The organism is Jannaschia sp. W003 (assembly GCF_025144335.1).
In the GTDB taxonomy this organism is placed as follows: domain Bacteria; phylum Pseudomonadota; class Alphaproteobacteria; order Rhodobacterales; family Rhodobacteraceae; genus Jannaschia.
Genome location: NZ_CP083539.1, coordinates 1,731,899 through 1,756,123, shown reverse-complemented (window position 1 = coordinate 1,756,123; position 24,225 = coordinate 1,731,899). Strand labels below are relative to the sequence as shown.

The window sequence follows — 24,225 nt, the reverse complement described above, 5'->3', positions numbered from 1 at the left end:
AAGGAGGGAACGAACGCCCTCCCTCATCTTGCCGGAAATACCTCGGGGTCCGGGGCAGAGCCCCGGCGGCCTCAATCCCTGACGAACGTCAGATAATGCGGCGCCCTGCCCTCGCGTACCGCCTTCGCCTCGTAGCGCGTGCGCGTCCAGTCCGCCCACGGCTCGCGCCAATCGCGGGGGCCCTCCGCGGTCCAGCGGAAGCCCGCGCGCGGCACCTCTTCCAGCGCCTGTCGCACGTAGTCCGGGATGTCGGTCGCGATCCGCAGCACGGCGCCGGGGCGCATGACCCGTGCCAGGGGCTCCAGATGCTCGGGCGTCACGAAGCGGCGGCGATGATGGCGCGCCTTGGGCCAGGGGTCGGGGTAGAGCAGGAACGCGCGCGCCACCGAAGCCTCGGGCAGCACGTCCATCAGGTCGCGCGCGTCGCCGGGGTGGATGCGCACGTTGTCCGCGCCCGCCTCGCGCAGCTTGCCCAGCAGCATGGCCACGCCATTCACGTAAGGCTCCGCGCCGATGATGCCGACGCCCGGGTTCGCGGCGGCCTGCGCCACCATGTGCTCGCCCCCGCCGAAGCCGATCTCCAGCCAGAGGTCGCGCCCGCCGAAGAGCGCATCGAGGTCGAGGGGCGTGCGTTCGGGGTTCGTGTCCCAGTCCACCGCGCCCGGCGACAGGGCGGCGAGGTCCTCGTCCAGGTACCGCTCGTGGCTCGCCTTCAGGTGCTTGCCCTTGCGGCGGCCGTAGAAGTTGCGGTGGGGGCGTTCGGTCACCCGCCCGGCGTCCGGCCCGCTCACCGGAACGCCGCGGGCTGGACCTCGCGGGCCATGTGGTCGAGCACGGCATTCACGAAGCCGGTCTCCTTGCCTTCCGGAAAGAAGGCGCGGGCGACCTCGATGTACTCCGAGATCACGACCTTGGGCGGGTTGGCCTTGGAGATCAGCTCGGCGCCGGCGGCGCGGAACAGGGCGCGCAGCACCGGGTCGATGCGGGCGATGGGCCACTTGGCGACCAGCGCGCGGTCGGTGGCCTGGTCGATCGCGGCCTGGTTGCTGACGGCGTCACCCAGCACGGAGCGGAAGTGGTCCACGTTGCCTTCCGCGAACTCCACGCCGTCCACGGTCATGCCGAAGCGGTGGTCCTCGAACTCCGAGCGGACCTTGTCCAGCGTCTGCCCCATGGCCTCCATCTGATAGAGGGCCTGCACCGCGTAGAGGCGGGCGGCGGAGCGCATCCGTCGGCGGAGGGCGCGGGCGTCGTCGGGATCGGTGTTCGGCATGGGGGCGGCAGGTAGGCCCGCGCGCATACGGGGTCAATGGGGCGCGGACGCCGGGGACCCGTGCGGCGGGGCGACATGCCGCCGCCCCCCTGCCCTCAGGCGACCGTCGGCCCCTTGCGCGCCGCGTCGTGCTGGAAGCTGCCGGGCTTGAAGCCGATGCCCTTCGACTCCTTCCGCAGCGTGCGCTGGAGGTGCACGAGGTGCAGCGCCGCAGCCGCCGCGCCGCCGGCCGTGTCGAGGCGCTCGGGATCGGCTCGCTCCTCGGCCTGCTCGCGGTTCTCGACGGTGATGATGCCGTTGCCGATGCACGCGCCGGCGAGCCCGAGCGTGGTGATGCCCCGCGCGCTCTCGTTCACCACCACGTCGTAGTGCGAGGTGCGCCCCCGGATCACGCAGCCCAGCGCCACGTAGCCGTCGTAGTCGGACTGCCGGTGGGCGATGGCGATGGCGGGGGCGATCTCGAGGCTCCCGGGCACCTCCACGGTCTCGTGCGCGGCGCCCGCGCTCTCGATCACCGCGCGCGCCGAAGCGAGCTGTGCCGTGGAGATGTCGCCGTAGTAGGGCGCGATGACGATGAGGATGCGCGGCGCCTCGTCGAAGCTGGGCAGGGGAAGGACGTTGTCGCTGTGGCCGGCCATGAGCTCACTCCTCGGGGATGGGACGGGTGCCGGTGATGCTCAGGCCATAGGCCTCCAGCCCCACCACGCGGGGGCGGCCGGAGTTGGTGACCAGCTCCATCTCGTGGATGCCCAGGGCTGCCAGGATCTGCGCCCCCAGCCCGTAGCGGCGCAGCTTCTCGGGGCTGGCGGCGTCCGTATCCAGCTTCATCTCGGTGTCGCGCAGCAGGACGACCACGCCGCGCCCCTCGTCGGCGATCACCTTCATGGCGCCTCGCAGGTCCGAGCGCCCGATGCCCAGCACGTCCTCCAGGGGATGCAGCGCATGCATCCGCACGAGCACCGGGCCGGGCGCCGCGAGGTCGCCCTTGGTCAGCACCACGTGCTCCGCGCCCTGGGTCTCGTCCGAGAACACCCGCATCAGCCAGTCGCCCCCGACCTTCGCGGTGACGGGCCGGGCGTCGGTCTGGTTCACGAGGTTGTCGTGGCGGCGGCGGTAGCTGATGAGGTCGCTGATCGTGCCGATCTTCAGCCCGTGCCGCTGCGCAAAGGCCACGAGGTCGGGCAGCCGCGCCATGGTGCCGTCCTCGTTCATGATCTCGCAGATCACGCCCGCCGGGATCAGGCCCGCGAGACGGGCGATGTCGGTGGCCGCCTCGGTGTGGCCCGCGCGGACCAGCACGCCGCCGGGCTGGGCACGCAGCGGGAACACGTGGCCGGGCGTGGCGATGTCGGCCGCCGTCTTGGAGCCGTCGATGGCCACCGCAATGGTGCGCGCGCGGTCGTGGGCCGAGATGCCGGTGGACACCCCCTCGCGCGCCTCGATCGACACCGTGAACGCCGTCTCGTGGCGCGAGGCGTTGTTGGTCGACATCAGCGGCAGGCCCAGCGCGTCGATGCGCTCGCCGGGCAGCGTCAGGCAGATCAGGCCGCGCCCGTGGGCGGCCATGAAGTTCACCGCATCGGGCGTGGCCATCTGCGCGGGGATCACGAGGTCGCCCTCGTTCTCGCGGTCCTCGTGATCGACCAGGATGAACATGCGCCCGTTGCGCGCGTCCTCGATGATCTCGTCCACGGGCGAGATCACGTCGGCGTAGTCCCGCTCCACGGGGCCGGGTTCCTCGAAGGGGATGGGTTCGGCCATGGGGTCTCTCCGCGCCAGTGTCCGGGGGGTGTCTAGCGGGGCCGCGGCGCGAGGGCCAGCCGAGGCCCCCGCGACGTCACGACGCGAAGTAGCCCTCGGCGTCCACGTAGCCCGCCGCCCGCGCCCCGGCGCACCAGGCGCGCTCGGCCGCCGTGGCGCCCACGATCAGCACCGCATCCGCGGGCAGCTTCCTCGCCCGCAGCGCGGCCGCCACCGCGCGCGCCGCGGCCCCCGGCGGCACGAGGAACGAGGGCGCGCGCTCGGCCCAGCCCAGCGGCGCAGGCGCGGCCACGGGCACCGGCGCATGGACCAGCACCGCGCAGTCCGCCGAGACGCCCGCCAGCTTGCGCGCGGCGCGCGCGTCCAGCTCGGCCCGGCGCAGCATGCCCAGCGCCGACGACGAGAACAGCAGCGCCACCACGTCGCGCCCCGTGGAGGCGCGCACGGAGGCGTAGGTGCGGAAGTCGAGCCCCAGCGCATCGGCGCGGCGCATCCGCGAGCGGATCACCTCGACGGGCAGCGCGCGCGACACGAGGGCGCGCCGCGCCCGGCGCCATTGGTGGAGGCGCCCCGCGTAGCCGTTCGGGTCGTGGTTCGAGTTGTGTCCGATGCCGGGGGTCATGGGCCGAGCGTGGCGCGCACCCGTGCCGAGAGCAAGAGGGGCCGTGCCGCCCCGGCCCCGCGTCCCACCCCTGCCCGGTTTCCGGGCATCAGCCGTCCGCCTCCAGCCAGCCGGTCGTCGCCGCGGCATCCCTGCGCGCGGCGTCCTCGTCCGCGAAGGCGCCCGACGGCACCCCGATGCGCCGCCAGCCGTGCCCGTCCTCGGGATCGCGGCGGCACTCGACCCAGGCCACGCCGCCCTCCGCCGCCACGAGGTCCACGCAGCGGGTCCCGTCCGCGCTCTCGAGCGAGCGGAGGACCCGCGCCCTCACCCCGCCTCGCGCAGCCGCGCCACGTAGCGGGCCATCGTGTCGACCTCGAGGTTCACCCGGTCGCCCGCGCCCCGCTCGCCGAAGGTCGTCACCTCGCGGGTGTGGGGGATGAGGTTCACGCCGAACTCCGCGCCCTCGACCTCGTTCACGGTCAGGGAGCAGCCCTGCAATGCGACGGAGCCCTTCGGCGCGATGAACTTGGCCAGCGCCTCGGGCGCGCGGAAGCGCAGGCGCATCGAGTCGCCCTCGGGCTGCGCCCCCACGATCTCGGCCACGCCGTCGACGTGGCCCGACACGATGTGCCCGCCCAGCTCGTCGCCCACGCGCAGGGCGCGCTCCAGGTTCACGCGGCGCCCCTCGGCCCAATCTCCGAGCGCGGTCTTCGACAGGCTCTCGGCGCTCACGTCCACGTCGAACCAGCCGCCCGCCCCGTCCGCGCCCCGGTCCACCACCGTCAGGCAGCAGCCGTCGCAGGCGATCGAGGCGCCCAGGTCGATGCCCGCGGGGTCGTAGGCGGTGCCGATCCGCACGCGCAGGTCACCGCGCATCTCGACGGCGCGGATCGTTCCGATGTCGGTGACGATGCCTGTGAACATGGGCGATCCTCCTGCGGGCGGGGCTAATCGGGGCGGATCGCCGCCGCAAGTGCCCCATGCCCGCCACATTCCCGCCCTTCCGCTGCCGCCGGGTGGCGGAATAGAGGACACTGACGCAAAAGGGATACCCGCGCCATGCCGCGCCGCTTCCTCTTCCTGCAAGGGCCGCACGGACCCTTCTTCCACCGTCTCGGCGCGCTCCTGCGCGCGGCGGGGTGCGAGGTGTGGCGCGTCGGGTTAAACCACGGCGACGCCGCCTTCTGGTTCCACCGCCCCTCCTACATTGCCTTCGAGGACGCGCCCGAGGCCTGGCCCGCGCGCTTCGAGGCGATCGTGGAGGAGAAGCGCATCACCGACGTGGTCCTCTACGGCGACACCCGCGCGATCCACGCCGACGCGGTGCGCGCCGCGAACGCGATGGGCCTGCGCGTCCACGTCTTCGAGGAGGGCTACCTGCGCCCCTGGTGGGTCTCCTACGAGCGCGGCGGCTCGAACGCCAACTCGCGCCTCATGCAGAAGTCCGTCCCTGACATGCGCCGCGCGCTCGCCGCGCTGGACCTCGATCTTCCGGACGCGCCGGCGCACTGGGGCGACATGCGCCACCACGTGTTCTACGGCGCGCTCTACCACTGGTTTGTGCTCTCGCGCGGGGCGCTTGGGCTCGGCTACCGGGGCTACCGGCCCCACCGCGACATCACCGTGGGGCGCGAGTTCCGCCTCTACCTGCGGCGCCTCGCCTTCATGCCCGCCACCGCCCTGCGCCGGCGCATCTCGCAGGGCCGCATCACCCGCGGCGGCTTCCCCTACCACCTGTGCCTCCTGCAGCTGGAGCACGACGCCAGCTTCCGCGCCCACTCGCCCTACCGCTCCATGACCGAGTTCCTGGAGGAGGTCGTGGGCGCCTTCGCGCGCGGCGCGCCGAGCCATCACCACCTGGTGTTCAAGGCCCACCCCCTCGAGGACGGCCGCGCCCCGGTGCAGGGCACCATCGAGCGCCTCGTCGCCCGGCACGGGCTGCGGGGGCGCGTGCACTACCTGCGCGGCGGCAAGCTCGCCGGCCTCCTGAACGAGGCCCGCTCCGCGGTCACCGTGAACTCGACGGCGGCCCAGCAGGCGCTGTGGCGCGGCCTGCCCGTGAAGGCCATGGGCGCCTCCGTCTACTCCAAGCCCGAATTCGTGTCCGACCAGCCGCTCGAGGCGTTCTTCCGCGACCCGGCCCGCCCCGACAGCCGCGCCTACCGCGACTACCGCCACTACCTCCTGGAGACGAGCCAGGTGGCGGGCGGCTTCTACTCCGCGCGCGGGCGCCGGCAGCTGCTGCGGCAGGTGGTGGACATGATGCTGAGCGATCTCGACCCCTACGACCGCCTCGACACCGGGCAACCCGCCCCGAGGCAGAACCTGAAACTGGTGTCCGGATAGGGCCACCGCGACGAAGGCCCGGGACGGGGGACGAACCCCCGCAGGAGGCACGAGGCAGAAAGGGCAGTGACGTGAGCAGAACCAAGAGCCGCGCGGCGAGGGCCGTCGCATTCACCGTGGTCGCCGGACTCCTCGCGGGCTGCGGAGGGGGCTTCCTGCCCCGCTCGGGGCCCAACAAGTCCGAGATCTACGCCGGCAGCGTCCTGCGCGAGGGCGACGCGTTCATCGTCTCCGTGAACCCGCGCGTGACGGCCGCCACCGCCGTGCTGCCCGCGCTGGGCTTCTCGTCGGCGTTCCAGAACGCCAACCCCATCGGGCCGGACACGATCCGCCCCGGCGACACGCTCGGCCTCATCATCTACGAGAACGTCGAGGACGGCCTGCTGACCAACGCAGGCGCCTCGGCCTCGCTGATCGACGAGGTGCAGGTCGACGCCGGCGGCTTCATCTTCGTGCCCTACGCGGGCCGCATCCGCGCGGCCGGAAACACCCCCGAGGCCCTGCGCCGCGTGATCACCGCGCGCCTCGACGAGCAGACCCCCGACCCGCAGGTGCTCGTGCGCCGCCTCGCCGGCGACGGCGCCACCGTCACGGTGGTCGGCGCCGCCGCGGCCCAGGGCGTCTACCCCATCGAGCGTCCCACCCGCACCCTCACCTCCATGATCGCCGCCGCGGGCGGAGTCGCCATCGACCCCACCGTCGCCAAGGTCTCGGTCAGCCGCGGCCAGCGCACCGAGTCGATCTTCTTCTCGGACCTGTTCCGCAACCCGCGCCTCGACATCGCCCTGCGCGACGGCGACCGCGTCTACATCGAGGACGACACCCGCGCCTTCACCGTGCTCGGCGCCACCGGCGCCCAGAACCGGCTGGAGTTCGAGACCGAGACCCTCTCGGCCATCGAGGCGCTCGCCCAGGTCGGCGGCCTGAACCCCTCGCTCGCCACGCCCACCGGCGTGTTCGTGTTCCGCAACGAGGCCGAGGCCATCGCCGAGGCCGTGATGGGCCGCGACGACCTGCAGGGCACCCAGCGCCTCGTCTACGTGCTCGACCTCACGGAGCCGAACGGCATGTTCGACGCCCGCGACTTCCTGATCCGCGACGGCGACACGGTCTACGTGACCGAGGCCCCCATCGTGGCCTTCAACCGCACCGTCTCGGCGGTGTTCGGCACCCTGGGCAACGCCACCGGCGCGGCCAACTCGGTCGCCACCCTCGCGGGCAACTGACCTTGCGCGCCGCCCCCGCCCGCGCGAGGGGCGGCGCATGACGGACACCCCCGACGTCCCCACCCTCCCGACGGTCGCCCGCTGCGTCTCGGGCGGCTTCCTCGCGCCCCGCATCCGCCGCATCGCCGCGCTCTCGGGCGTCTCCCTGCGCCCCGGCTGGCCGCGCGCCGGCGAGGCGGTGGCGATCTGGGGCCACGCGGGCACCTCGGCCCGCGCCGAGTGGGTGGCGCGCAAGGCCGGCGCCCCGGTCCTGCGCTTCGAGGACGCGCCGCTGCGCTCGCTCCACCCCGGCCGCATGGGCGAGCCGCCGCTGGGGCTGGTGATGGACACCCGCGCCGCGCCCTACGACGGCGGCCACCCGTCCGACCTCGAGCGCATCCTCGCCACCCACCCCTTCGACGACGGCGCCCTGATCGCCGGCGCGCGCGAGGCCATGGGCGCCTTCGCCCGCTCCGGCGTCACCAAGTACGCCGCGACGGTGGACGCGCCGCCGCCTGCCCCCGGCTACGTGCTCGTGATAGACCAGACCCGCGGCGACGCCTCGATCCGCCTCGGCGGCGCCTCCGAGACGACGTTCCGCGAGATGGTGCTGCTGGCGCGCGAGGAGCATCCCGGCACCCGCATCGTCGTCAAGACCCACCCCGAGACCGCGCGCGGCCTGCGCCCCGGCCACTACGGCCCCGCGGACGCCGTGCACGGCGCCGTGCTCGAGACGCGCCCCCTCGCCCCCGCCGCGCTCTTCGCGGGCGCGGTGGCGGTCTACACCGTGTCCTCGCAGATGGGCTTCGAGGCCATCGTCCACGGCCACCGCCCCGTCGTCTTCGGCCAGCCCTTCTACTGTGGCTGGGGCCTCACCGACGACCGCAACCCCGTGGACCGCCGCCAGCGGCGCCTGACCCGCGTGCAGCTCTTCGCGGGCGCGATGGTGCTCCATCCGCGCTGGTACGACCCCCACGCGGATGCCCTCTGCGGCCCCGCCGACATCATTCGCATCCTCGAGGCCCGCGCCCGCGCCTGGCGCGAGGACCGCGAGGGCTGGAGCGCCCCCGGCATGCGCCTGTGGAAGCGCGCGCACCTGCGCCGGTTCCTGTCGGGCAACGTCCGCTTCCGCCCCGACCGTCTGCGCCGCACCCTGGTCTGGGGCGACCGGCCCGCCGACGACCCGGACGCCGTGCGGATCGAGGACGGCTTCCTGCGCTCGCGCGGGCTGGGGGCCGAGCTGGTCCCGCCCCTCAGCCTCGTGCTCGACCCCGAAGGCATCTACTACGACCCCACCCGCCCCTCGGCGCTGGAGCGGGCCGTCATCAACGCCGCCGCCCGCCCGCCCCAGGCGCTGGACCGGGCGCGCCGCCTCCGCGAGGCGGTGGTGGCCCTCGGCGTCACCAAGTACAACCTCGACGCCTCGCCCCTGCCGGACCTCCCCGAAGGCCGCCGCATCGTTCTCGTACCAGGCCAGGTCGCGGATGATGCCAGCCTGCGCCACGGCGCCGGCCCCGTCCGCGACAACGCCGCCCTCCTGCGCGCCGCGCGCGAGGCGGACCCCGACGCCTTCATCGTCTACAAGCCCCACCCGGACGTCGAGGCAGGCCTGCGCGAGGGCGCCATCGACGCCGGCGACGCCGACCTCGTGGCCGCCCACGCCGCCCCGGTCCCGCTGATCGGGGCCGCCCACGCGGTCTGGACCATGACCTCGCTCCTAGGCTTCGAGGCGCTGATCCGCGGCGTGCCCGTGACCTGCCTCGGCGCGCCCTTCTACGCTGGCTGGGGCCTCACGGACGACCGCGGCCCCGTGCCCGCCCGCCGCCGCGCCGCGCGCCCCTCGCTCGACGCGCTGGTCCACGGGTCGCTCATCGCCTACCCCCGCTACTTCGACCCCGTGACGGGAACCGCCTGCCCCGCGGAGGTCGCCCTGCGCCGCTTGACCGAAGGCCGCGTCCCCCACCCCGGCCCCGCGAACCGCCTGCTGAGCAAGGCGCAAGGAGCGGTGGCCTCGCAGGCGTGGCTCTGGCGCTAGGCGACCCGCCCGAGCCAGCGATCCACCAGCGCCCGCTCCGCCGCCGAAAGCACCTGCGCCCGCGGATACTCCGGCGCGCCCCGGTCGTCGCGGACGGGGGCGTCCCAGCCCGAGGTGGTCTCGAAGAACCGCGCCACGCCCGCCTCGCCGAACTCGTCGCGGAACCCCTGCACCACCACGTCGAGGTAGCTCAGCAGGATCGGGTGCGCCCGCGTGGGCTTAGCGTGCAAGCCGTCGGGGATCTGGTAGATCGCCTCGCCCGAGGGCAGCACGACCTTGGCGTAGGCCGCCTCGCGCAGGTCCAGCGCTCCCCAGTCCCCGCCCGGCACGTCGGCCGCAAGCCCGTCGATCCGGGCCTCGGAATCGGGCACCGCCGTCAGGAACGCCACGTCGCGGATCGAGGTGTGCCGCCACGCCCGCCGCCAGCCCCGCACCGTCATCGGCGCGGCATTCGGGTAGTCGTGGGTGCGGCGGTTCACGAGGCTGCCGTAGCCGAAGAAGCGGGGCGTGGGTTCGGTCTCGTTCATGGCCGGAGGTCTCGCCGCCCGCGCGCCCGCACGCAACCTCTTGCGCGGGCGCCTGCCGTTTCGCTAAGGCTAAGGCGCGCGTCGCGGGAGAACCGTTCGATCGGTGCCGAAGGAGCAACCGCCCCGGTAAACTCTCAGGCAAATGGACCGTGCGCGCGGGACGACTCTGGAGAGTGGCGCCGCATGCGCCCGCCGAAGGGATAGCGATCTCAGGCGCAAGGGACAGAGGGGGCGCACCGGCGGATCGACCGCCCAGGGAGGTGCCCGTGTCCGAAACCGACTCCGAGCCGCGGCGCCTGCCGCTCCACGCGCTGCACGAGGAACTCGGCGGCCGCATGGTCCCCTTTGCGGGCTATGCCATGCCCGTGCAGTTCCGCGGCGTGATGCCCGAGCACCTCCACGTCCGCGAGCGGGCCGGCCTCTTCGACGTGAGCCACATGGGCCAAGTCGTCGTGCGCGGCGAGGGCGCGGCCACGGCGCTCGAACGCCTCCTGCCGGTCTCCGTGGAGGGCATCGCCGAGGGCCGCCAGCGCTACGCCCTGCTCACCTTACCGGATGGCGGCGTGGCCGACGACCTCATGGTCGCCAACCGCGGCGACCACATGCTGCTGGTCGTGAACGGCGCCATGAAGCACGCCGACATGGACATACTGCGCGCCGACCTCCCCGAGCACGAGGTCACGCTGCTGGAGGACCGCGCCCTGCTCGCCCTCCAGGGCCCCGAGGCCGAGGACGCGCTCGCCGCCCTCGTCCCGGACGTGCGCGCCATGCGCTTCATGGACGTCGCCACCCACCGCTGGCAGGACGCCGACCTCTGGATCAGCCGCTCGGGCTACACCGGCGAGGACGGCTTCGAGATCTCCGTGCCCCTTGCCCACGCCGAACCCCTCGCCCGCGCCCTCCTCGCCCATGACGCCGTGGAGCCCATCGGCCTCGGCGCCCGCGACAGCTTGCGGCTCGAGGCGGGCATGCCCCTCTACGGCCAGGACCTCACCCCCGAGATCACCCCCGTGGAGGCCGGCCTCGGCTGGGCCCTCCAGAAGGTCCGCCGCCGCGGCGGCGCCCGCGAGGGCGGCTTCCCCGGCGCGGACCGAATCCTCGCGGAACTGGAGAATGGCCCCGCCCGCACCCGCGTCGGCCTGCGCCCCGAGGGCCGCGCGCCGATGCGGCAGGGCACGATGCTCTACGCGGACCCGGAGGCCGCCGAGCCGGTCGGCACCGTCACCTCGGGCGGCTTCGGCCCCACCGTCGGCGCGCCCGTGGCGATGGGCTACGTCCCCGCCGGCACCACGGGCACGCTGTGGGGCGACGTGCGCGGCAAGCGCCTGCCGGTCGCGGTCGCGGACCTCCCCTTCCACCAGCCGCGTTACAAGCGGTGATCGACCCCAACAGGAGGCATTCATGATCAAGTACACCGAGGAGCACGAGTGGCTCGACAGCGACGGCGCGGTCGTCACCGTCGGCATCACGGAGCACGCCGCCACGCAGCTCGGCGACGTGGTGTTCATCGAGCTGCCCGAGGTGGGCCGCGAGGTGAAGAAGGGCGAGGAGATCGTGGTGATCGAGAGCGTCAAGGCCGCCTCCGACATCCAGAGCCCGCTCGACGGCGAGATCGTCGAGGTCAACGAGGCGCTGGCCGACAACCCCGGGCTCGTGAACGAAGACGCCGAGGCGGCCTGGTTCTTCCGCATGACCTCGCCCACCGCGGAGGACGAGATGGGGGCCATGATGGACGAGGATGCCTACAAGGAGTTCGTCGAAGACTGACTTCGCGGAGGCGAAGTCAGTCGGCGGGAAGGTGATGGTCGCGCCAGCGACCGTCACACCCGCACAGCGCAGACGAAGGCGCCCCCATCCCCCGCCCACACCACCCCGAGGCCCCGGCGCAAGGCCGGGGCGTCCAGCCCACCCCGAGACACCGCACTTCGGCCCCTGCCGGGCCGCCCCCAGCCCCGCCGGAGCCCCCCATGCCCCTCACCGACTACGACACCTACGACTTCGCCAACCGCCGCCACATCGGACCCTCGCCCGCGGAGATGGCCGAGATGCTGGAGGCCGTCGGCGCCGAATCCCTCGACGCCCTGATCGACGAGACGATCCCCAAGCGCATCCGCCAGGACGAACCCCTCCCCTGGCCCCAGATGACCGAGGCCGCGATCCTCGCCCGCATGCGCGAGCTGGCGGGCCGCAACCGCGTCACCACCGCGATGATCGGCCAGGGCTACCACGACACGGTCACGCCGCCGGCGATCCAGCGCAACATCCTCGAGAACCCGGCCTGGTACACCGCCTACACGCCGTACCAGCCCGAGATCGCGCAAGGCCGCCTCGAGGCGCTCCTCAACTTCCAGACCATGATCGCCGACCTCACCGGCCTGCCGGTCGCCAACGCGTCCCTGCTCGACGGGGCCACGGCCTGCGCCGAAGGCATGGTGATGGCCCAGCGCATGGCCAAGTCGAAGTCGATGCGCTTCTTCGTGGATGCGAACTGCCACCCCCAGAACATCGCCGTGATGCGCACCCGCGCCGAGCCCCTGGGCATCGAGATCGTGGTGGGCGAGCCGGACGAGCTGGACGCCTCGACGGTCTTCGGCGCCATCTTCCAGTACCCCGGCACCCACGGGGCCTTGCGCGACTTCACCCCTGAGATGGAGGAGTTGCACTCCAACAAGGCCCTCGGCATCGTCGCCTGCGACCTCCTCGCCCTCTGCCTCCTCAAGGAGCCGGGCGCGATGGGCGCCGACATCGCGGTGGGGTCCGCGCAGCGCTTCGGCGTGCCGCTCGGCTACGGCGGCCCCCACGCCGCCTTCTTCGCCTGCGCCGACGCGCTGAAGCGCTCCATGCCCGGCCGCCTCGTGGGCGTCTCCGTGGACGCGCTGGGCAACAAGGCCTACCGCCTCTCCTTGCAGACCCGCGAGCAGCACATCCGCCGCGAGAAGGCGACCAGCAACGTCTGTACCGCGCAGGCCCTGCTCGCCGTGATGGCCTCCTTCTACGCCGTGTTCCACGGGCCGAAGGGCCTCCACCACATCGCCACCCACGTCCACGCCCACGCCGTCGCCCTGCGCGACGCGCTGCGGGGCGCGGGCTTCGCGGTCTCGCCCGATGCCATCTTCGACACCCTCACCGTCGAGGTCGGCGCCATGCAGGGCGTGATCTGGCGCTCGGCCCGCGCGGAAGGAATCACCCTGCGCAAGGTCGGCGACACGGCCATCGGCATCGCCTGCGACGAGATGACCGACGAGGCGATCCTCGGCCGCCTCCTGCGTGCCTTCGGCATCGAGGGCGCCGCCGCCGCGACCCGCACCGACATCCCCGAGGCGCTCCGGCGGCAGTCCGACTACCTCACCCACCCGATCTTCCACATGAACCGGGCCGAGGCCGAGATGATGCGCTACATGCGCCGCCTCGCCGACCGCGACCTCGCCCTCGACCGCGCCATGATCCCGCTCGGCTCCTGCACCATGAAGCTGAACGCCGCCGTGGAGATGATGCCGGTCAGCTTCCCCGAGTTCTCGCGCCTCCACCCCTTCGCGCCCGCCGAGGATGCCGTGGGGTACAAGGAGATGATCGACGAGCTGGCCGATCGCCTCTGCGTCGTCACCGGCTACGACGCCATGTCGATGCAGCCCAACTCGGGCGCGCAAGGGGAGTACGCCGGCCTCCTGACCATCGCCGCCTATCACAAGGCCCGCGGCGAGGACCGGCGCATCTGCCTGATCCCCACCTCGGCCCACGGCACCAACCCCGCCTCGGCCCAGATGGCGGGCATGAAGGTCGTGGTGGTGAAGGCCGCAGAGAACGGCGACGTGGACCTCGAAGACTTCCGCGCCAAGGCCGAGGCGGCGGGCGACGACCTCGCGGCCTGCATGATCACCTATCCCTCCACCCACGGCGTGTTCGAGGACACGGTCCGCGACGTCTGCGAGATCACCCACCAGCACGGCGGGCAGGTCTACCTGGATGGCGCCAACCTCAACGCCCTCGTCGGCCTCGTGAAGCCCGGCGAGATCGGCGCCGACGTCTCCCACCTCAACCTTCACAAGACCTTCTGCATCCCCCACGGCGGCGGCGGCCCCGGCATGGGCCCCATCGGCGTGCGCGCCCACCTCGCCCCCTACCTGCCCGGCCACCCCGAGACCGGCGGCACCACGGGGCCCGTCTCGGCGGCCCCCTACGGCTCGGCCTCGATCCTGCCGATCTCCTACGCCTACGTGATGATGATGGGCGGCGCCGGGCTGACGCAGGCGACGAAGGTGGCCATCCTGTCGGCCAACTACATCGCCGCCCGACTCTCGGGCGCCTACGACGTGCTCTACAAGGGCCGGAACGGCCGCGTGGCGCACGAGTGCATCCTCGACACCCGGCCCTTCAAGGACCGCACAGGCGTGACGGTGGACGACGTGGCCAAGCGGCTCATCGACAACGGCTTCCACGCGCCCACCATGTCGTGGCCCGTCTCCGGCACCCTGATGGTGGAGCCCACCGAGTCCGAGCCCAAGCCCGAGCTCGACCGCTTCATCGCCGCCATGCTGAGCATCGCGGACGAGGTGCGCGCCATCGAGGACGGGGGCGACCCGGAGAACAACCCGCTCCGCAACGCCCCCCACACCATGGAGGACCTCGTGCGCGACTGGGACCGCCCGTACTCGCGCGAGGCCGCCTGCTTCCCACCGGGCGCCTTCCGGGTCGACAAGTACTGGCCGCCCGTGAACCGCGTCGACAACGTGGCCGGCGACCGCAACCTCGTGTGCACCTGCCCGCCCCTCGAGGACTACCTGGAGGCCGCCGAGTAGGCGGCGCCCGGCCCGCCCGCGCGGGCGTCCCCGCGGGGGCGCCCGCCGCCGCCGATGTGCCTCCGCGTATGCACGGGGGGTGTACGGGGGGTGCACGGGGGGCGCCCCCCTCGATTTGCCCCTCCGAGCCCGCTTGACGCCGCCGCGCGCCCCCGCCATATGCGGCCCCGTTGGGGCCATAGCTCAGTTGGTAGAGCGCGTCGTTCGCAATGACGAGGTCAGGGGTTCGACTCCCCTTGGCTCCACCACCCCACCCCCGCCGCGGATGCCCAAGCCCCTCTGAGGGTTCTCGTTGGTCACGAGGCGCCGTCACGCCCCGGACCCGATCCGGAACCTCCGCTCTCCATGCACGATCACGCCGCACCGGAAGGCAGGCGCACCTCCCCGCGACGCCACGACCGCATAGTGCAGCCCCCACTAAACCCTCCGCCGACTCACCTCCGCATGCTACCCTCCGCCCACCCCAGCGGAGCGCGCCCATGCCCGATCTCACCCTCCTCGTCGGCACCACCAAGGGCGCCTTCCTCGTCCACGGCGGCGCGGACCGCTCGGGCTGGGAGGTCACCGGCCCCCACTGCGGCGGCGCCCCCGTCAACCACCTCGCCGCCGACCCCGGGACGGGCACGATCTGGGCCGGAGGCGGCGGCGCCTTCGAGGGGGCGGCCGTCTGGCGCTCGGCGGACGGCGGCGTGTCGTGGGACGCCGCGCGCCTCACCCGCGGCCAGCGCGACGCTTGGGCCGAAGCCGACCCCGCCTTCGCCGCCATGATCGGCTGGACCCCCGAGCCGCGCCCCTTCGGCGAGGCGTTCGAGCAGGTCTGGTCGCTCCACCGCGCCCACAGGGTGCTGTGGGCAGGCACGAAGCCCGCCGGCCTCCTGCGCTCGGACGACGACGGGCGCACGTGGGAGCGGGTCGACGCCCTCACCGACCATCCTTCCGCGGACAGCTGGAGCCCCGGCGGTGCGGGGCTGGTGCTGCACACCATCGTCTCCGACCCGAATGACCCCCGGAAGCTCTGGGTCGGGATCTCGGCGGCGGGCGTCTTCGCCACCGAGGACGGCGGCGCGACGTGGGAGCGGCGCAACCGGCTGTCCAATGCGGACTGCGGCCACCACGACCACCCGGCGGCGCCGCGCGACGGCGAGACCGGCCACTGCGTCCACAACATGATGCGCGCACCGGGCGCGGGCGACGTGCTCTACCAGCAGAACCATCACGGCGTCTGGCGTTCCGGCGACGGCGGCCGCTCGTGGGACGACCGCACGCCGGGCCTGCCCTCCACCTTCGGGTTCCCGATCCGCGTCCACCCCCGCGACCCGGACACCGTCTGGACCCTGCCCCTCAACGGCGACATGGCGGGGCGCTTCCCGCCGGGTGCGGCCGCCGCCGTCTGGCGCTCCCACGACGGGGGACGGACATGGCAGGCGATGCGCGCGGGGCTGCCGCAGCGGGGCTGCTTCTTCACGGTGCTGCGCCAGGCGATGGCGGGCGACGCGCGGCCCGAGGCGGGGCTTTACTTCGGCACCAATTCGGGCTCGGTCTTCGCCTCGCTCGACGAGGGCGAGACGTGGGAGGAGATCGTGCGCCACCTGCCCACGGTGCTCGCCGTGGAGGTGCTGGACAGGGCCGACGCGACGGTGCCGGCGCAGTAGGCGGGGGAACCGGGGGATGCGGCCGCGCATTCCCCGACCATGACGCTCCGCCCCGCACTCCTCGCAGCCACCCTCCTCACGGCCCCCGCCGCGGCGCAGGAGACCGCGTCGCCGGCGCCCGACCCTTCGGACGAGACGACCGCCGCCCCGCCCACGGCCCGCGTGACCATCCGGCTCTCGGACCTGACGCTGGCGATCGGCGACGCCGAGATCGAGCTGGTGCTGGATCCCGAGCAGATGGACCGGCTGCTGGAGGCCCTCGCTTCCCCGCCCGCGGATTGACGCCGGGTCGCCCCTCCGTCATGTTGCGCCGCGCCGCAGCATGGAGGGCCCGATGGCCACCGTCCTAACCCTCGCCCAGCAGAAGGGCGGCTCGGGCAAGACCACGCTGACCGCCCATCTGGCTTGCGAGCTCGCCTCCCGGGGCCAGCGCGTGGCGCTGATCGACATCGACCCGCAGGGAAGCCTCGGCCGCTGGTTCATGCGCCGCTTCGACCGCGAGGACGGGCTGCGCGGCGACATCGCCTTCTCCACCGCCTCGGCCTGGGGCGTGAGCTTCGAGTGCCGCAAGCTCGGGGGCGACTACGACTTCATCCTGATCGACACCCCGCCCAAGATCGACGGCGACCTCAAGCCCGCGCTGCACGCGGCCGACCTCGTGATCGTGCCCGTCTCGGCCAGCCAGGTGGACCTCTGGGCCACCGAGGGCGTGCTCGACCTCGCTGCGCGCGAGGGCCAGCGTCCCCTCGCCGTCCTGAACCGCGCCCGCGCCGGCACGCGCCTGACGGCCGACATCCGCGCCGCCCTGGACGGGCTGGAGGCCGACGCGGCGCAGACCGTGCTCGCCCAGCGGGTCGCCTACGCCGAGGCCCTCGGCGCCGGTCAGGGCGTGTGCGAGTTTCCCGGCGCCCGCGCCGCCGCCGACGAGATCGCCGCCCTCGCCGACGAGGTGCTCGGGCGGCTCGACGCCCGCGGCCGCTAGCGGCCCGCCGCCTCCGCCATCGCGTCCAGCACCGCACGCTCCGAGAGGATCTCCGGCAGGGCGATGCCGTCCGGCGCACCCGGCCCGTACACGGCGTTGAACGGGATGCCGTAGCGGCCGTGGCGCTCGAGGAAGGCGGCGATGGCCGGGTCGGGGCGGGTCCAGTCGGCCCGCAGGGCGACGGCCGCGTCCAGGGCGTCCGCGACGGGCGCACGGTCGAGTACCAGCGCCTTGTTGGCCTTGCAGGTCAGGCACCAGTCGGCAGTCACGTCCACGAAGGCGACCGCGCCGCCGTCCACCGCCTCCTTCACGGCGGCCTCCGAGAAGGTCGCCCAGCGGCCATCGTCACCCTCCGACGCCTCCGACGCGGGCACGAGCACCGCCGCTAGGACCACCGCCGCCACCCCAAGCGCGCCCGCGCCGAGGGGCCGGCCCCAGAGGCGCAGGGCCAGCAGCATCGCCGCCGCCGCCGCCGCCACCACGCCCGCGACGCCCCACCCGGCGGCGGCGCCCAGCACGGTGACCAGCCACGCGGCGGCCACGAGCATCAGCACGCCCAGCACCGCCTTCAGCCCGTTCATCCACCGCCCCGGCCGGGGCAGCCGCCGCACCAGCGCGGGCCGCGCCGCGACCGCGAGGTAGGGCACGGCCAGCCCCAGCCCCATCGCAGCGAACACCGCCAGCGTCGTGCCTTCCCCCCGCGTCAGGGCGAAGGCCACGGCGGTGCCGATGAACGGCGCCGAGCAGGGGGTGGCCATCACCGCGGCGAAGGCCCCCGTGGCGAAGTCGCCCCAGCGCCCCGCGCCCGCCCGGCCCAGCGCGGTGGCCGCGCCCGAGGGCAGCGCGGGCGCGAAGAGGCCAAAGAGGTTGGCCGCGAAGAGCGCCATGAGCGCGATCATCACGGCCAGGAACACCGGCTGCTGGAACTGCACGCCCCAGCCCACCGCGACCCCAGCGCCCCGCGCCGCCGCCACGGCACCCGCGAGCAGCACGAAGAACGCCATCACCCCGGCGGCGGCGGCGAGGAAGCCCGCGCGCACCTCGCGCAGGTCGCGGTCGCGCGCTGCCAGTGCCGAGGCCAGCTTCAGCGACAGCACCGGCAGCACGCAGGGCATGAGGTTGAGGATCAGCCCGCCCAGCAGCGCGACGGCGAGGATGCCCCACAGCCCCGTCCCGCCCTCGGGCGGAAGGGGCGCGGCTGTGGCTAGCGCGGGCACCGGCAGCGTCGCGGCCGCGCCTTCCGCGACCAGTGTCAGCGCCAGCGGCCCCTCGCCCGCAGCCTCCACCGGCAGGCGGGCCCAGACGGTGCGTCCGTCGGGCGAGACCCGCGTCTCCGGCGCTCCGAAGGCCGCGCGGTCCTGCTCGGGGAACACTGAGAGAGCGCCGACCGGCGCGTCGGCCCGCGCGCGCAGCGTCAGGGCCGCGCCGTCGAGATGCACCGCCTCCAGCGCGAAGCCCTCCGCGCCCGGCACCCGCGCCGCCCACTCCGCCAGCGCGTCCGCCGACGCCCCGTCCACGCCCGCGCCCGGGGGGAGGTCGAGCCGCAACTCCACCGTCTCGGGGATGCAGAGCTCGGCGCAGACCAGCAGGTCGGCGCGGATCGCCAGCCGGGTCGACGCGCCCGGCTCCCGCAGGGTGACGGCGAGCGGGAAGGTGACCGCGCCCTCGTAGCCGTAGTTCTCGATGTCGAAGGCCCGGAAGCGCGTCGGCGCGGGGTAGAGCAGCTCCATCGCTTCGACGTTGCGGCTGCCCTCCCAGTCGATACTCGGCGGCAGGCCCACCGCGCCCGGCGTGCGCCAGTAGGTCTTCCACCCCGGCGCCAGCTCCAGCGCGAGGCCAGCCGAGAGCGTGCCGCCCGCCACCCCGTCCTCGGCCGTCACCAGCCGCGCCGAGACGTTGACGCCCTCGGCGGGGGGCGAGACCGCCGCCGCCGCCGGAAGGGCGGCGAGGAGGAGCGCGAAGAGGGGGGCGAGGATTCGGGCCATACCCCCGTTCCTCTATGCGCTCCGGGCCCGCGCCAGTAGGGCGGGCCCCCGCGGCCCACGCAGTCGTGAAGCCCCGCCCTGCTTGGCACGGGCTGTCGCGCGGGGCATGCAGGGCGCGACCCATTCCGGAGAGACCCCATGCGCCGCCTCCTTGCCGCCACCGCCGCCCTCGCCCTCCTGCCCCTTGCCGCCCCCGCGCAGGGGCGGACCGACGACGAGATCAAGGCCCTCGTGCTCGAGGCCATCCTCCAGAACCCCGAGGTGGTGATGCAGGCCGTGGCGATCCTGCAGCAGCGCGAGGCCGAGGCGGCGGAGGCGGCTGCCACCGCCGCGCTGGAGGGCAGCCGCACGGCGCTGGAGTCGGGCGAGAACGCCCCCGTGCTCGGCAACCCCGAGGGCGACGTCACCGTGGTGGAGTTCTTCGACTACAACTGCCCCTACTGTCGCCAGGCCGGCGACGAGGTGAAGGCGCTTCTGGCCGCCGACCCGAACGTCCGGCTGGTCTACCGGGAGTGGCCGATCCTCGGCGAGGGCTCGGTCGAGGCGGCGCGCGTCGCATTGGCCGCCCGCGCGCAGGACGGCTACCCGGCGCTGCACGAGGCGCTGATGGGCGCCTCCGGGCGGGTCGACGGGCGCGCGGCGCTGGAGATCGCCGAGGAGCTCGGCCTCGACATGGACCGCCTGCGCGCGGACATGGAGGCGCCCGAGGTGCAGGCCCACATCGACGAGACGATGGCGCTGGCGCAGGGCCTTGGCTTCAACGGCACGCCCTCGTTCGTGATCGGCGACCAGGTGGCGCCGGGCATGGTGTCGTCCGAAGGCCTCGCCGAGATGGTCGCGGCCGCGCGCGGCGAGGCGCCTGCGGCCGAGGGCGACGACGGCTGACGCCTCAGCGCACGGCGGCTTCTTCGGCCATCGCGCGCAGAGCGGCCATCGCATCAGCGGCCCGGTCCTCGGGAACGAACAGGTAGTCGTGGAAGAAGCCTGCCACGGGGTTCACGCCCATCCCCTCCGCCGCGAGACGGGCCGTGACGGCGGCGAGGAACCCGACCGCATCCAGCGCCGAATGCACGTTCAGCGTGATGCGGCGGCAGGGGAACGCTGTCTCCAGCCCCGCCGCCCGCGCCGCCTCGGGCGCGAGGACCAGGGTGGTACCCTCGGCCTCCTCGAAGCGCATGATGGACCGAACATCGGGCACCGGGCCGCGCACGGTGGCGAAGACGTAAGGCTGGGGGTCCAGCACCGGCCGCATGCCCGCAATCAACGTCCGAAGGTCGCGCTCGCCGCTCACCGGCGCACCGGGACCATGGTGCCGAGCGCGGTGGCCACGTGAGTATCGCCTGCATGGACGTCGGCCGCCACGGCCACCAGCCGCCGGCCGGGCCGGACGACCCGTCCCTCGGCCACCAGCCGCCCCGTGGCGGAGGCCAGCAGCGAGATCCGGAACTCCGAGGTGACGACCTCCATGCCCTCCTCCATCACCGTCCACGCCGCGTAGCCCGCCGCGGAGTCGGCGATTGCGAAGGTCAGCCCCGCATGGCCCGCGCCGTGCTGCTGAGAGGTGGCTTCGGAGACGTCCACCGCGATCCGCACCAGCCCCGGCTCCACGTGCGCGATCTGCGCGCCCAAGGTTCGCATCAGCCCCTGCCGCGCGAAGCTCGCCTCGACCTCGGCCCGGCCCTTCACGGCGCGAGGATCAGGCAGGTGGCGGTGCCAGACGCATAGACTTTGCCGTCCTCGGCACCCCGCAGGCTGCCGGAGGCCACGCCGGTGGTGCGGCCCGCATGGGTGACGGTGCCCTCGCACAGCACCTCGGTCCCGACGGCGAGGTTGCGCACGAGGTTCACCTTGTACTCCAGCGTCGTGTAGAGCCGCCCCGCCGGGATCGTGGTCTGCACGGCGCAGCTCATCGCGCTGTCGAGGAGCGTGCCGTACCAGCCGCCGTGCACCGTGCCGAGCGGGTTGAGGTGCGCGTCAGTGGGGGTGCCCCGGAACACCACGCGCCCCACCTCCACCGCGTCGAGACGGTAGTTCATGCCTCGCGCGATGGGCGGGTGCGGGCCGTCGCCGGCCAGGATCGCCTGCATGAACTGGAGGCCGGACACGCCGAGGGCGCGCTCGGCGGACCACAGCTCGGAAGGGGAGGATGCGAACATGGGCGCCACCCTAGCGGCGGCGCCCCCGCCCGCAAGTCAGGCCACAGCCGAGAGCGGCGCGGCGGGCACCCGGCCGAGGGCGGCGCAGACGTCGCGCGTCAGGTCGGGGCGGTTCAGGGTGTAGAAGTGCAGGTGTCCGCAGCCCTCCTCCACCAGCCGGTCGGCCAGCTCCGCGGCCTGCGCCACGGCGAAGAGGTCGGCGCGCCCGTCGCGCTCGGCCACGTCGAAGGCGATGGCCAGATCGTCCGGAATCACCGCGCCGCAGCGCGCGGCGAAGCTGCGCGTCTTGCCCCAGTTCTCGACCGGCAGCAGGCCCGGCACGATCGGGGCCGCGATGCCCGCAGCCGCGCAGCGGTCGCGGAAGCGCAGGAACACCTCCGGGTCGAAGAAGAACTGCGTGACGGCCTCGCACGCGCCCGCGTCGATCTTGCGCTTGAGCCATGCCACGTCCGCGTCCGCCGAACGCGCCTCTGGGTGCGGGTCCGGGTAGGCGCCCACGCGCACGCGGAAACCCCGGTCGGCCAGCGCGCCCACCAGTTCCACCGAGTCGCGGAAGCCGTCGGGGTGCGGCCGGAACGCGTCCGCGCCCTCGGGCGGATCGCCCCGCAGCGCCACGATGTCGGTCACGCCCGCGGCGCGGAAGCCCTCGGCCACCTCCAGCGTCTCCTCGCGGGAGGCGTCGACGCAAGTCAGGTGCCCGGCCGTCCGCAGCCCGAACTCGCCGCCGATGGCCGCCACCGCCTCGCGGGTCAGCTTTCGGGTCGAGCCGCCTGCGCCGTAGGTCACGGACACCCACTCGGGCGCGAGGGGGGCGAGCGCTCGCACGCTCTCCCAAAGGCGGAACGAGCCTTGCAGGGACTTGGGCGGGAAGAACTCGAAGCTGACGGCGGGCACGGACATGGGGCGCTCCTTCGGAGGGTTGAACGGCTTGTGCCATGCCTCGGTTTCGTGAGACAGGCTCATAATCCTCAACACGATCATGAACGGGACGCGCATTCCGTGAAGCTGCACCTCGAATTCCGCCATCTCCGCACCATCCGCGCCGTGCACGAGGCGGGCGGCCTCGCCCGTGCGGCCGATCGCCTCAACATCACCCAGTCGGCGCTGAGCCATCAGGTGAAGGGGCTGGAGGAGCAGATCGGCGTGCCGCTCTTCGTGCGCCGCTCCAAGCCGCTGAAGCTCTCGCCCGCCGGCCACCGCCTCCTGCGGCTGGCCGAGCAGGTGCTGCCGCAGCTCGAGGCCGTGGAGCAGGACTTCTCGGCCCTCCGCTCGGGCCGCACCGGGCGTCTGCACATCGCCATCGAGTGCCATGCCTGCTTCGAGTGGCTCTTCCCGGTGCTGGAGCAGTTCCGCCGCGCCTGGCCCGACGTGGACGTGGACATCCGCCCCGGGCTCCAGTTCCAGGCCCTGCCCGCGCTGGAGCGCGAGGAGGTGGACCTGGTGGTGTCCTCGGACCCCGAGGCGCTGCCGGGCGTCGAGTTCGCGCCCCTCTTCGACTACGAGCCGGTGTTCCTGGCCTCCTCCGCGCACCCGCTGGCCGGGAAACCTTACGTCGAGGCCGAGGACTTCCGCGACGAGTGCCTCATCACCTACCCCGTGGACCGCCCCCGCCTCGACGTGTTCTCGCAGCTGCTGATGCCCGCGGGCGTGGAGCCGGCCTCGGTGCGGCAGGTGGAGCTGACGGCGGTGATCCTGCTCCTAGTGGCCTCGAACCGCGGCGTGAGCGTCCTGCCCGACTGGGTGGTGCGCGAGGTGCGCTACAATTCCGATTACGTGACCCGGCCGCTCACGGAGGGGGGCGTGACGCGCCGCCTCTATGCCGCCGTGCGCGAGGTCGATGCTGCCAAACCCTTCATGGCCCACGTGCTGCGCCTGATGCGCTCCGAGCCGGTGAAGCTGCAGCGGCGCGCGACCGAGGGCGCGTGAGCACGGCCTTTCCCTCGCCCGGCCCCGCCTGTAGGGGGGCGCCCTGAACAGCGAGGGGCACCGGCCATGCAGGGCAGCGCGAACCTGAACGTCATGATCAAGGCCGCCCGCAAGGCGGGCCGCAGCCTCGTGAAGGACTTCCGCGAAGTCGAGAACCTTCAGGTCGGCACGAAGGGCCCCGGCGACTTCGTCAGCCGCGCCGACCGCGCCGCCGAGGACATCATCCGCGCGGAACTCATGGAGGCCCGCCCGAACTACGGCTGGCTCGGCGAGGAGTCCGGCGAGACGAAGGGCACCGACCCCACCCGCCGCTGGATCGTGGACCCGCTGGACGGCACCACGAACTACCTGCACGGCATGCCCCACTGGGCCGTTTCGATCGCGCTGGAGCACAAGGGCGAGGTCGTCTCGGGCGTGATCTACGACCCCGCCAAGGACGAGCTGTTCGTGGCCGAGAAGGGCGCCGGCGCGTGGCTCGGCGACCGCAACCGCCTGCGCGTCTCGGGCCGCACCGCGATGCACGAGGCGGTGTTCGCCACCGGCATCCCCTTCGCCGCCTCGAAGTACCTGCCCGCGACGCTCAGGGATCTCGGGCGCCTCTCGCCCGCCTGCGCCGGGGTGCGCCGCTGGGGCGCCGCCGCCCTGGACCTCGCCTACGTGGCCGCGGGCCGCTACGACGGCTACTGGGAGCGCGGGCTGCACCCCTGGGACATCGCCGCGGGCATCCTGATCGTGCGCGAGGCGGGCGGCTTCGTGCAGCCGATACGCGAGGGGCAGTCGCTCCTGGAGGACGGCCATCTCGTCGCCGGCAGCGGCGCGATCTTCGAGCGCTTCGCGGACGTGATCCGCACCCGCGACTAGGGCTGGCTGCGCCCCGAGGGCGCCTCGTCCCGGCGAATCCTCGGCATCGCCGCCGGGACGCTTAACCTGTCGGTCACCTTTCGTTCGCTATGCATCGCGCGCCGCGACGGAGGTTC

General features: G+C 73.6%; 25 protein-coding genes, 1 tRNA gene and 1 riboswitch. Of the genes, 13 read left to right on the top strand and 13 right to left on the bottom strand.

All coding sequences use genetic code 11. The annotated features are described in order from the left end of the window. Nucleotides 1–71: 71 nt before the first annotated feature. The 7 genes from K3554_RS08600 to K3554_RS08570 form a co-directional block, all read right to left on the bottom strand. Entirely contained in the window at nt 72–767 is a 696-nt protein-coding gene (locus K3554_RS08600) for a tRNA (guanosine(46)-N(7))-methyltransferase TrmB (RefSeq protein WP_259939217.1), read from the bottom strand. Nucleotides 768–787: 20 nt separating this feature from the next. Further along, on the bottom strand, nt 788–1,273 hold the full coding sequence (gene nusB / locus K3554_RS08595; RefSeq protein ID WP_259939216.1) for a transcription antitermination factor NusB: 486 nt from the start codon (nt 1,271–1,273) through the stop codon (nt 788–790). A gap of 95 nt (nt 1,274–1,368) precedes the next feature. Beyond that, on the bottom strand, nt 1,369–1,911 hold the full coding sequence (locus tag K3554_RS08590) for a 6,7-dimethyl-8-ribityllumazine synthase (protein WP_259939215.1): 543 nt from the start codon (nt 1,909–1,911) through the stop codon (nt 1,369–1,371). A gap of 4 nt (nt 1,912–1,915) precedes the next feature. Next, nucleotides 1,916–3,034 (bottom strand): 3,4-dihydroxy-2-butanone-4-phosphate synthase, encoded by a 1,119-nt coding sequence (ribB, locus tag K3554_RS08585; RefSeq protein WP_259939214.1) that lies wholly within the window; start codon nt 3,032–3,034, stop codon nt 1,916–1,918. 76 nt (nt 3,035–3,110) lie between these two features. Beyond that, nucleotides 3,111–3,656, bottom strand: coding sequence for a hypothetical protein (locus K3554_RS08580; RefSeq protein WP_259939212.1), 546 nt, complete (start codon nt 3,654–3,656; stop codon nt 3,111–3,113). 88 nt (nt 3,657–3,744) lie between these two features. Next, complete coding sequence (locus tag K3554_RS08575; protein ID WP_259939210.1) at nt 3,745–3,966, bottom strand: hypothetical protein; 222 nt, start codon at nt 3,964–3,966, stop codon at nt 3,745–3,747. Further along, nucleotides 3,963–4,562, bottom strand: a complete 600-nt coding sequence (locus K3554_RS08570; protein WP_259939208.1) for a riboflavin synthase — start codon at nt 4,560–4,562, stop codon at nt 3,963–3,965. The genes K3554_RS08575 and K3554_RS08570 overlap by 4 nt, the downstream gene beginning before the upstream one ends. Nucleotides 4,563–4,697: 135 nt before the next feature. Here K3554_RS08570 and K3554_RS08565 point away from each other — a divergent pair, with 135 nt between their 5' ends. The 3 genes from K3554_RS08565 (at nt 4,698) to K3554_RS08555 (ending at nt 9,224) form a co-directional block, all read left to right on the top strand. Continuing rightward, nucleotides 4,698–5,984 (top strand): capsule biosynthesis protein, encoded by a 1,287-nt coding sequence (locus tag K3554_RS08565; RefSeq protein ID WP_259939206.1) that lies wholly within the window; start codon nt 4,698–4,700, stop codon nt 5,982–5,984. 71 nt (nt 5,985–6,055) lie between these two features. Continuing rightward, nucleotides 6,056–7,210, top strand: coding sequence for a polysaccharide biosynthesis/export family protein (locus tag K3554_RS08560; RefSeq protein ID WP_259939204.1), 1,155 nt, complete (start codon nt 6,056–6,058; stop codon nt 7,208–7,210). A 37-nt stretch (nt 7,211–7,247) separates the two neighbouring features. After that, nucleotides 7,248–9,224 (top strand): capsular polysaccharide biosynthesis protein, encoded by a 1,977-nt coding sequence (locus K3554_RS08555; RefSeq protein ID WP_259939202.1) that lies wholly within the window; start codon nt 7,248–7,250, stop codon nt 9,222–9,224. Here K3554_RS08555 and K3554_RS08550 read toward each other — a convergent pair. Continuing rightward, a complete protein-coding gene (locus K3554_RS08550; RefSeq protein WP_259939200.1) occupies nt 9,221–9,751 on the bottom strand; it encodes a gamma-glutamylcyclotransferase family protein in 531 nt (176 codons plus the stop codon). The two genes, K3554_RS08555 and K3554_RS08550, sit on opposite strands and share 4 nt — an antisense overlap. 74 nt (nt 9,752–9,825) lie before the next feature. After that, a riboswitch (glycine riboswitch) is annotated at nt 9,826–9,911 on the top strand. 175 nt (nt 9,912–10,086) lie between these two features. Between K3554_RS08550 and gcvT the strand changes: the two genes are divergently transcribed. The 7 genes from gcvT (at nt 10,087) to parA (ending at nt 17,181) form a co-directional block, all read left to right on the top strand. Then, on the top strand, nt 10,087–11,130 hold the full coding sequence (gene gcvT / locus K3554_RS08545; protein ID WP_259945858.1) for a glycine cleavage system aminomethyltransferase GcvT: 1,044 nt from the start codon (nt 10,087–10,089) through the stop codon (nt 11,128–11,130). Between the two features lie 25 nt (nt 11,131–11,155). After that, nucleotides 11,156–11,518: a glycine cleavage system protein GcvH gene (gene gcvH / locus K3554_RS08540; protein WP_259945856.1), complete on the top strand. Its 363-nt coding sequence runs from the start codon at nt 11,156–11,158 to the stop codon at nt 11,516–11,518. A gap of 200 nt (nt 11,519–11,718) precedes the next feature. Beyond that, entirely contained in the window at nt 11,719–14,547 is a 2,829-nt protein-coding gene (gcvP, locus tag K3554_RS08535; RefSeq protein WP_259939198.1) for an aminomethyl-transferring glycine dehydrogenase, read from the top strand. Between the two features lie 172 nt (nt 14,548–14,719). Then, nucleotides 14,720–14,795 (top strand) — tRNA-Ala (locus K3554_RS08530). Between the two features lie 231 nt (nt 14,796–15,026). Further along, complete coding sequence (locus K3554_RS08525; RefSeq protein ID WP_259939196.1) at nt 15,027–16,199, top strand: sialidase family protein; 1,173 nt, start codon at nt 15,027–15,029, stop codon at nt 16,197–16,199. Nucleotides 16,200–16,238: 39 nt separating this feature from the next. Next, the gene (locus K3554_RS08520) at nt 16,239–16,481 is read left to right on the top strand and encodes a hypothetical protein (protein ID WP_259939194.1); all 243 of its coding nucleotides are present in this window, start codon (nt 16,239–16,241) and stop codon (nt 16,479–16,481) included. 52 nt (nt 16,482–16,533) lie between these two features. Then, nucleotides 16,534–17,181, top strand: coding sequence for a ParA family partition ATPase (parA, locus tag K3554_RS08515; protein ID WP_259939192.1), 648 nt, complete (start codon nt 16,534–16,536; stop codon nt 17,179–17,181). Here the strand turns inward: parA and K3554_RS08510 are convergent. Further along, the gene (locus K3554_RS08510; protein WP_259939190.1) at nt 17,178–19,166 is read right to left on the bottom strand and encodes a protein-disulfide reductase DsbD; all 1,989 of its coding nucleotides are present in this window, start codon (nt 19,164–19,166) and stop codon (nt 17,178–17,180) included. The two genes, parA and K3554_RS08510, sit on opposite strands and share 4 nt — an antisense overlap. A 138-nt stretch (nt 19,167–19,304) precedes the next feature. On the opposite strand from K3554_RS08510, the gene K3554_RS08505 reads away from it, so the two are divergent. After that, nucleotides 19,305–20,051, top strand: a complete 747-nt coding sequence (locus K3554_RS08505; protein ID WP_259939188.1) for a DsbA family protein — start codon at nt 19,305–19,307, stop codon at nt 20,049–20,051. A gap of 4 nt (nt 20,052–20,055) precedes the next feature. On the opposite strand, the gene K3554_RS08500 is transcribed toward K3554_RS08505, so the two are convergent. The 4 genes from K3554_RS08500 to K3554_RS08485 are packed head-to-tail and all read right to left on the bottom strand — an operon-like array spanning nt 20,056 to nt 22,222. Next, nucleotides 20,056–20,418 carry an ACT domain-containing protein gene (locus K3554_RS08500; RefSeq protein WP_259939187.1) on the bottom strand — a complete coding sequence of 121 codons (363 nt, stop codon included), beginning with the start codon at nt 20,416–20,418 and terminating at the stop codon, nt 20,056–20,058. A 35-nt stretch (nt 20,419–20,453) separates the two neighbouring features. Further along, complete coding sequence (locus tag K3554_RS08495; protein ID WP_409197303.1) at nt 20,454–20,852, bottom strand: PaaI family thioesterase; 399 nt, start codon at nt 20,850–20,852, stop codon at nt 20,454–20,456. After that, the gene (locus tag K3554_RS08490; protein ID WP_259939185.1) at nt 20,849–21,322 is read right to left on the bottom strand and encodes a PaaI family thioesterase; all 474 of its coding nucleotides are present in this window, start codon (nt 21,320–21,322) and stop codon (nt 20,849–20,851) included. Before K3554_RS08490 ends, K3554_RS08495 begins: the two co-directional genes overlap by 4 nt. Before the next feature lie 36 nt (nt 21,323–21,358). Then, nucleotides 21,359–22,222 carry a methylenetetrahydrofolate reductase gene (locus K3554_RS08485; protein ID WP_259939183.1) on the bottom strand — a complete coding sequence of 288 codons (864 nt, stop codon included), beginning with the start codon at nt 22,220–22,222 and terminating at the stop codon, nt 21,359–21,361. Nucleotides 22,223–22,327: 105 nt separating this feature from the next. Here K3554_RS08485 and K3554_RS08480 point away from each other — a divergent pair, with 105 nt between their 5' ends. Next, a complete protein-coding gene (locus K3554_RS08480; RefSeq protein WP_259945850.1) occupies nt 22,328–23,248 on the top strand; it encodes a LysR family transcriptional regulator in 921 nt (306 codons plus the stop codon). Between the two features lie 66 nt (nt 23,249–23,314). Beyond that, entirely contained in the window at nt 23,315–24,109 is a 795-nt protein-coding gene (locus K3554_RS08475) for an inositol monophosphatase family protein (protein WP_259939181.1), read from the top strand. Nucleotides 24,110–24,225: the final 116 nt, after the last annotated feature.

Coding starts and splice junctions, on each gene's coding strand:
- K3554_RS08570 (WP_259939208.1), bottom strand. CDS start 4,562: ATGTTCACAGGCATCGTCACCGACATCGGAACGATCCGCGCCGTCGAG.
- K3554_RS08590 (WP_259939215.1), bottom strand. CDS start 1,911: ATGGCCGGCCACAGCGACAACGTCCTTCCCCTGCCCAGCTTCGACGAG.
- K3554_RS08490 (WP_259939185.1), bottom strand. CDS start 21,322: ATGTTCGCATCCTCCCCTTCCGAGCTGTGGTCCGCCGAGCGCGCCCTC.
- gcvP (WP_259939198.1), top strand. CDS start 11,719: ATGCCCCTCACCGACTACGACACCTACGACTTCGCCAACCGCCGCCAC.
- K3554_RS08550 (WP_259939200.1), bottom strand. CDS start 9,751: ATGAACGAGACCGAACCCACGCCCCGCTTCTTCGGCTACGGCAGCCTC.
- K3554_RS08565 (WP_259939206.1), top strand. CDS start 4,698: ATGCCGCGCCGCTTCCTCTTCCTGCAAGGGCCGCACGGACCCTTCTTC.
- K3554_RS08580 (WP_259939212.1), bottom strand. CDS start 3,656: ATGACCCCCGGCATCGGACACAACTCGAACCACGACCCGAACGGCTAC.
- K3554_RS08525 (WP_259939196.1), top strand. CDS start 15,027: ATGCCCGATCTCACCCTCCTCGTCGGCACCACCAAGGGCGCCTTCCTC.
- K3554_RS08520 (WP_259939194.1), top strand. CDS start 16,239: ATGACGCTCCGCCCCGCACTCCTCGCAGCCACCCTCCTCACGGCCCCC.
- K3554_RS08510 (WP_259939190.1), bottom strand. CDS start 19,166: ATGGCCCGAATCCTCGCCCCCCTCTTCGCGCTCCTCCTCGCCGCCCTT.
- K3554_RS08475 (WP_259939181.1), top strand. CDS start 23,315: ATGCAGGGCAGCGCGAACCTGAACGTCATGATCAAGGCCGCCCGCAAG.
- K3554_RS08555 (WP_259939202.1), top strand. CDS start 7,248: ATGACGGACACCCCCGACGTCCCCACCCTCCCGACGGTCGCCCGCTGC.
- ribB (WP_259939214.1), bottom strand. CDS start 3,034: ATGGCCGAACCCATCCCCTTCGAGGAACCCGGCCCCGTGGAGCGGGAC.
- gcvT (WP_259945858.1), top strand. CDS start 10,087: ATGGTCCCCTTTGCGGGCTATGCCATGCCCGTGCAGTTCCGCGGCGTG.
- K3554_RS08500 (WP_259939187.1), bottom strand. CDS start 20,418: ATGCGGCCGGTGCTGGACCCCCAGCCTTACGTCTTCGCCACCGTGCGC.
- K3554_RS08505 (WP_259939188.1), top strand. CDS start 19,305: ATGCGCCGCCTCCTTGCCGCCACCGCCGCCCTCGCCCTCCTGCCCCTT.
- parA (WP_259939192.1), top strand. CDS start 16,534: ATGGCCACCGTCCTAACCCTCGCCCAGCAGAAGGGCGGCTCGGGCAAG.
- K3554_RS08485 (WP_259939183.1), bottom strand. CDS start 22,222: ATGTCCGTGCCCGCCGTCAGCTTCGAGTTCTTCCCGCCCAAGTCCCTG.
- nusB (WP_259939216.1), bottom strand. CDS start 1,273: ATGCCGAACACCGATCCCGACGACGCCCGCGCCCTCCGCCGACGGATG.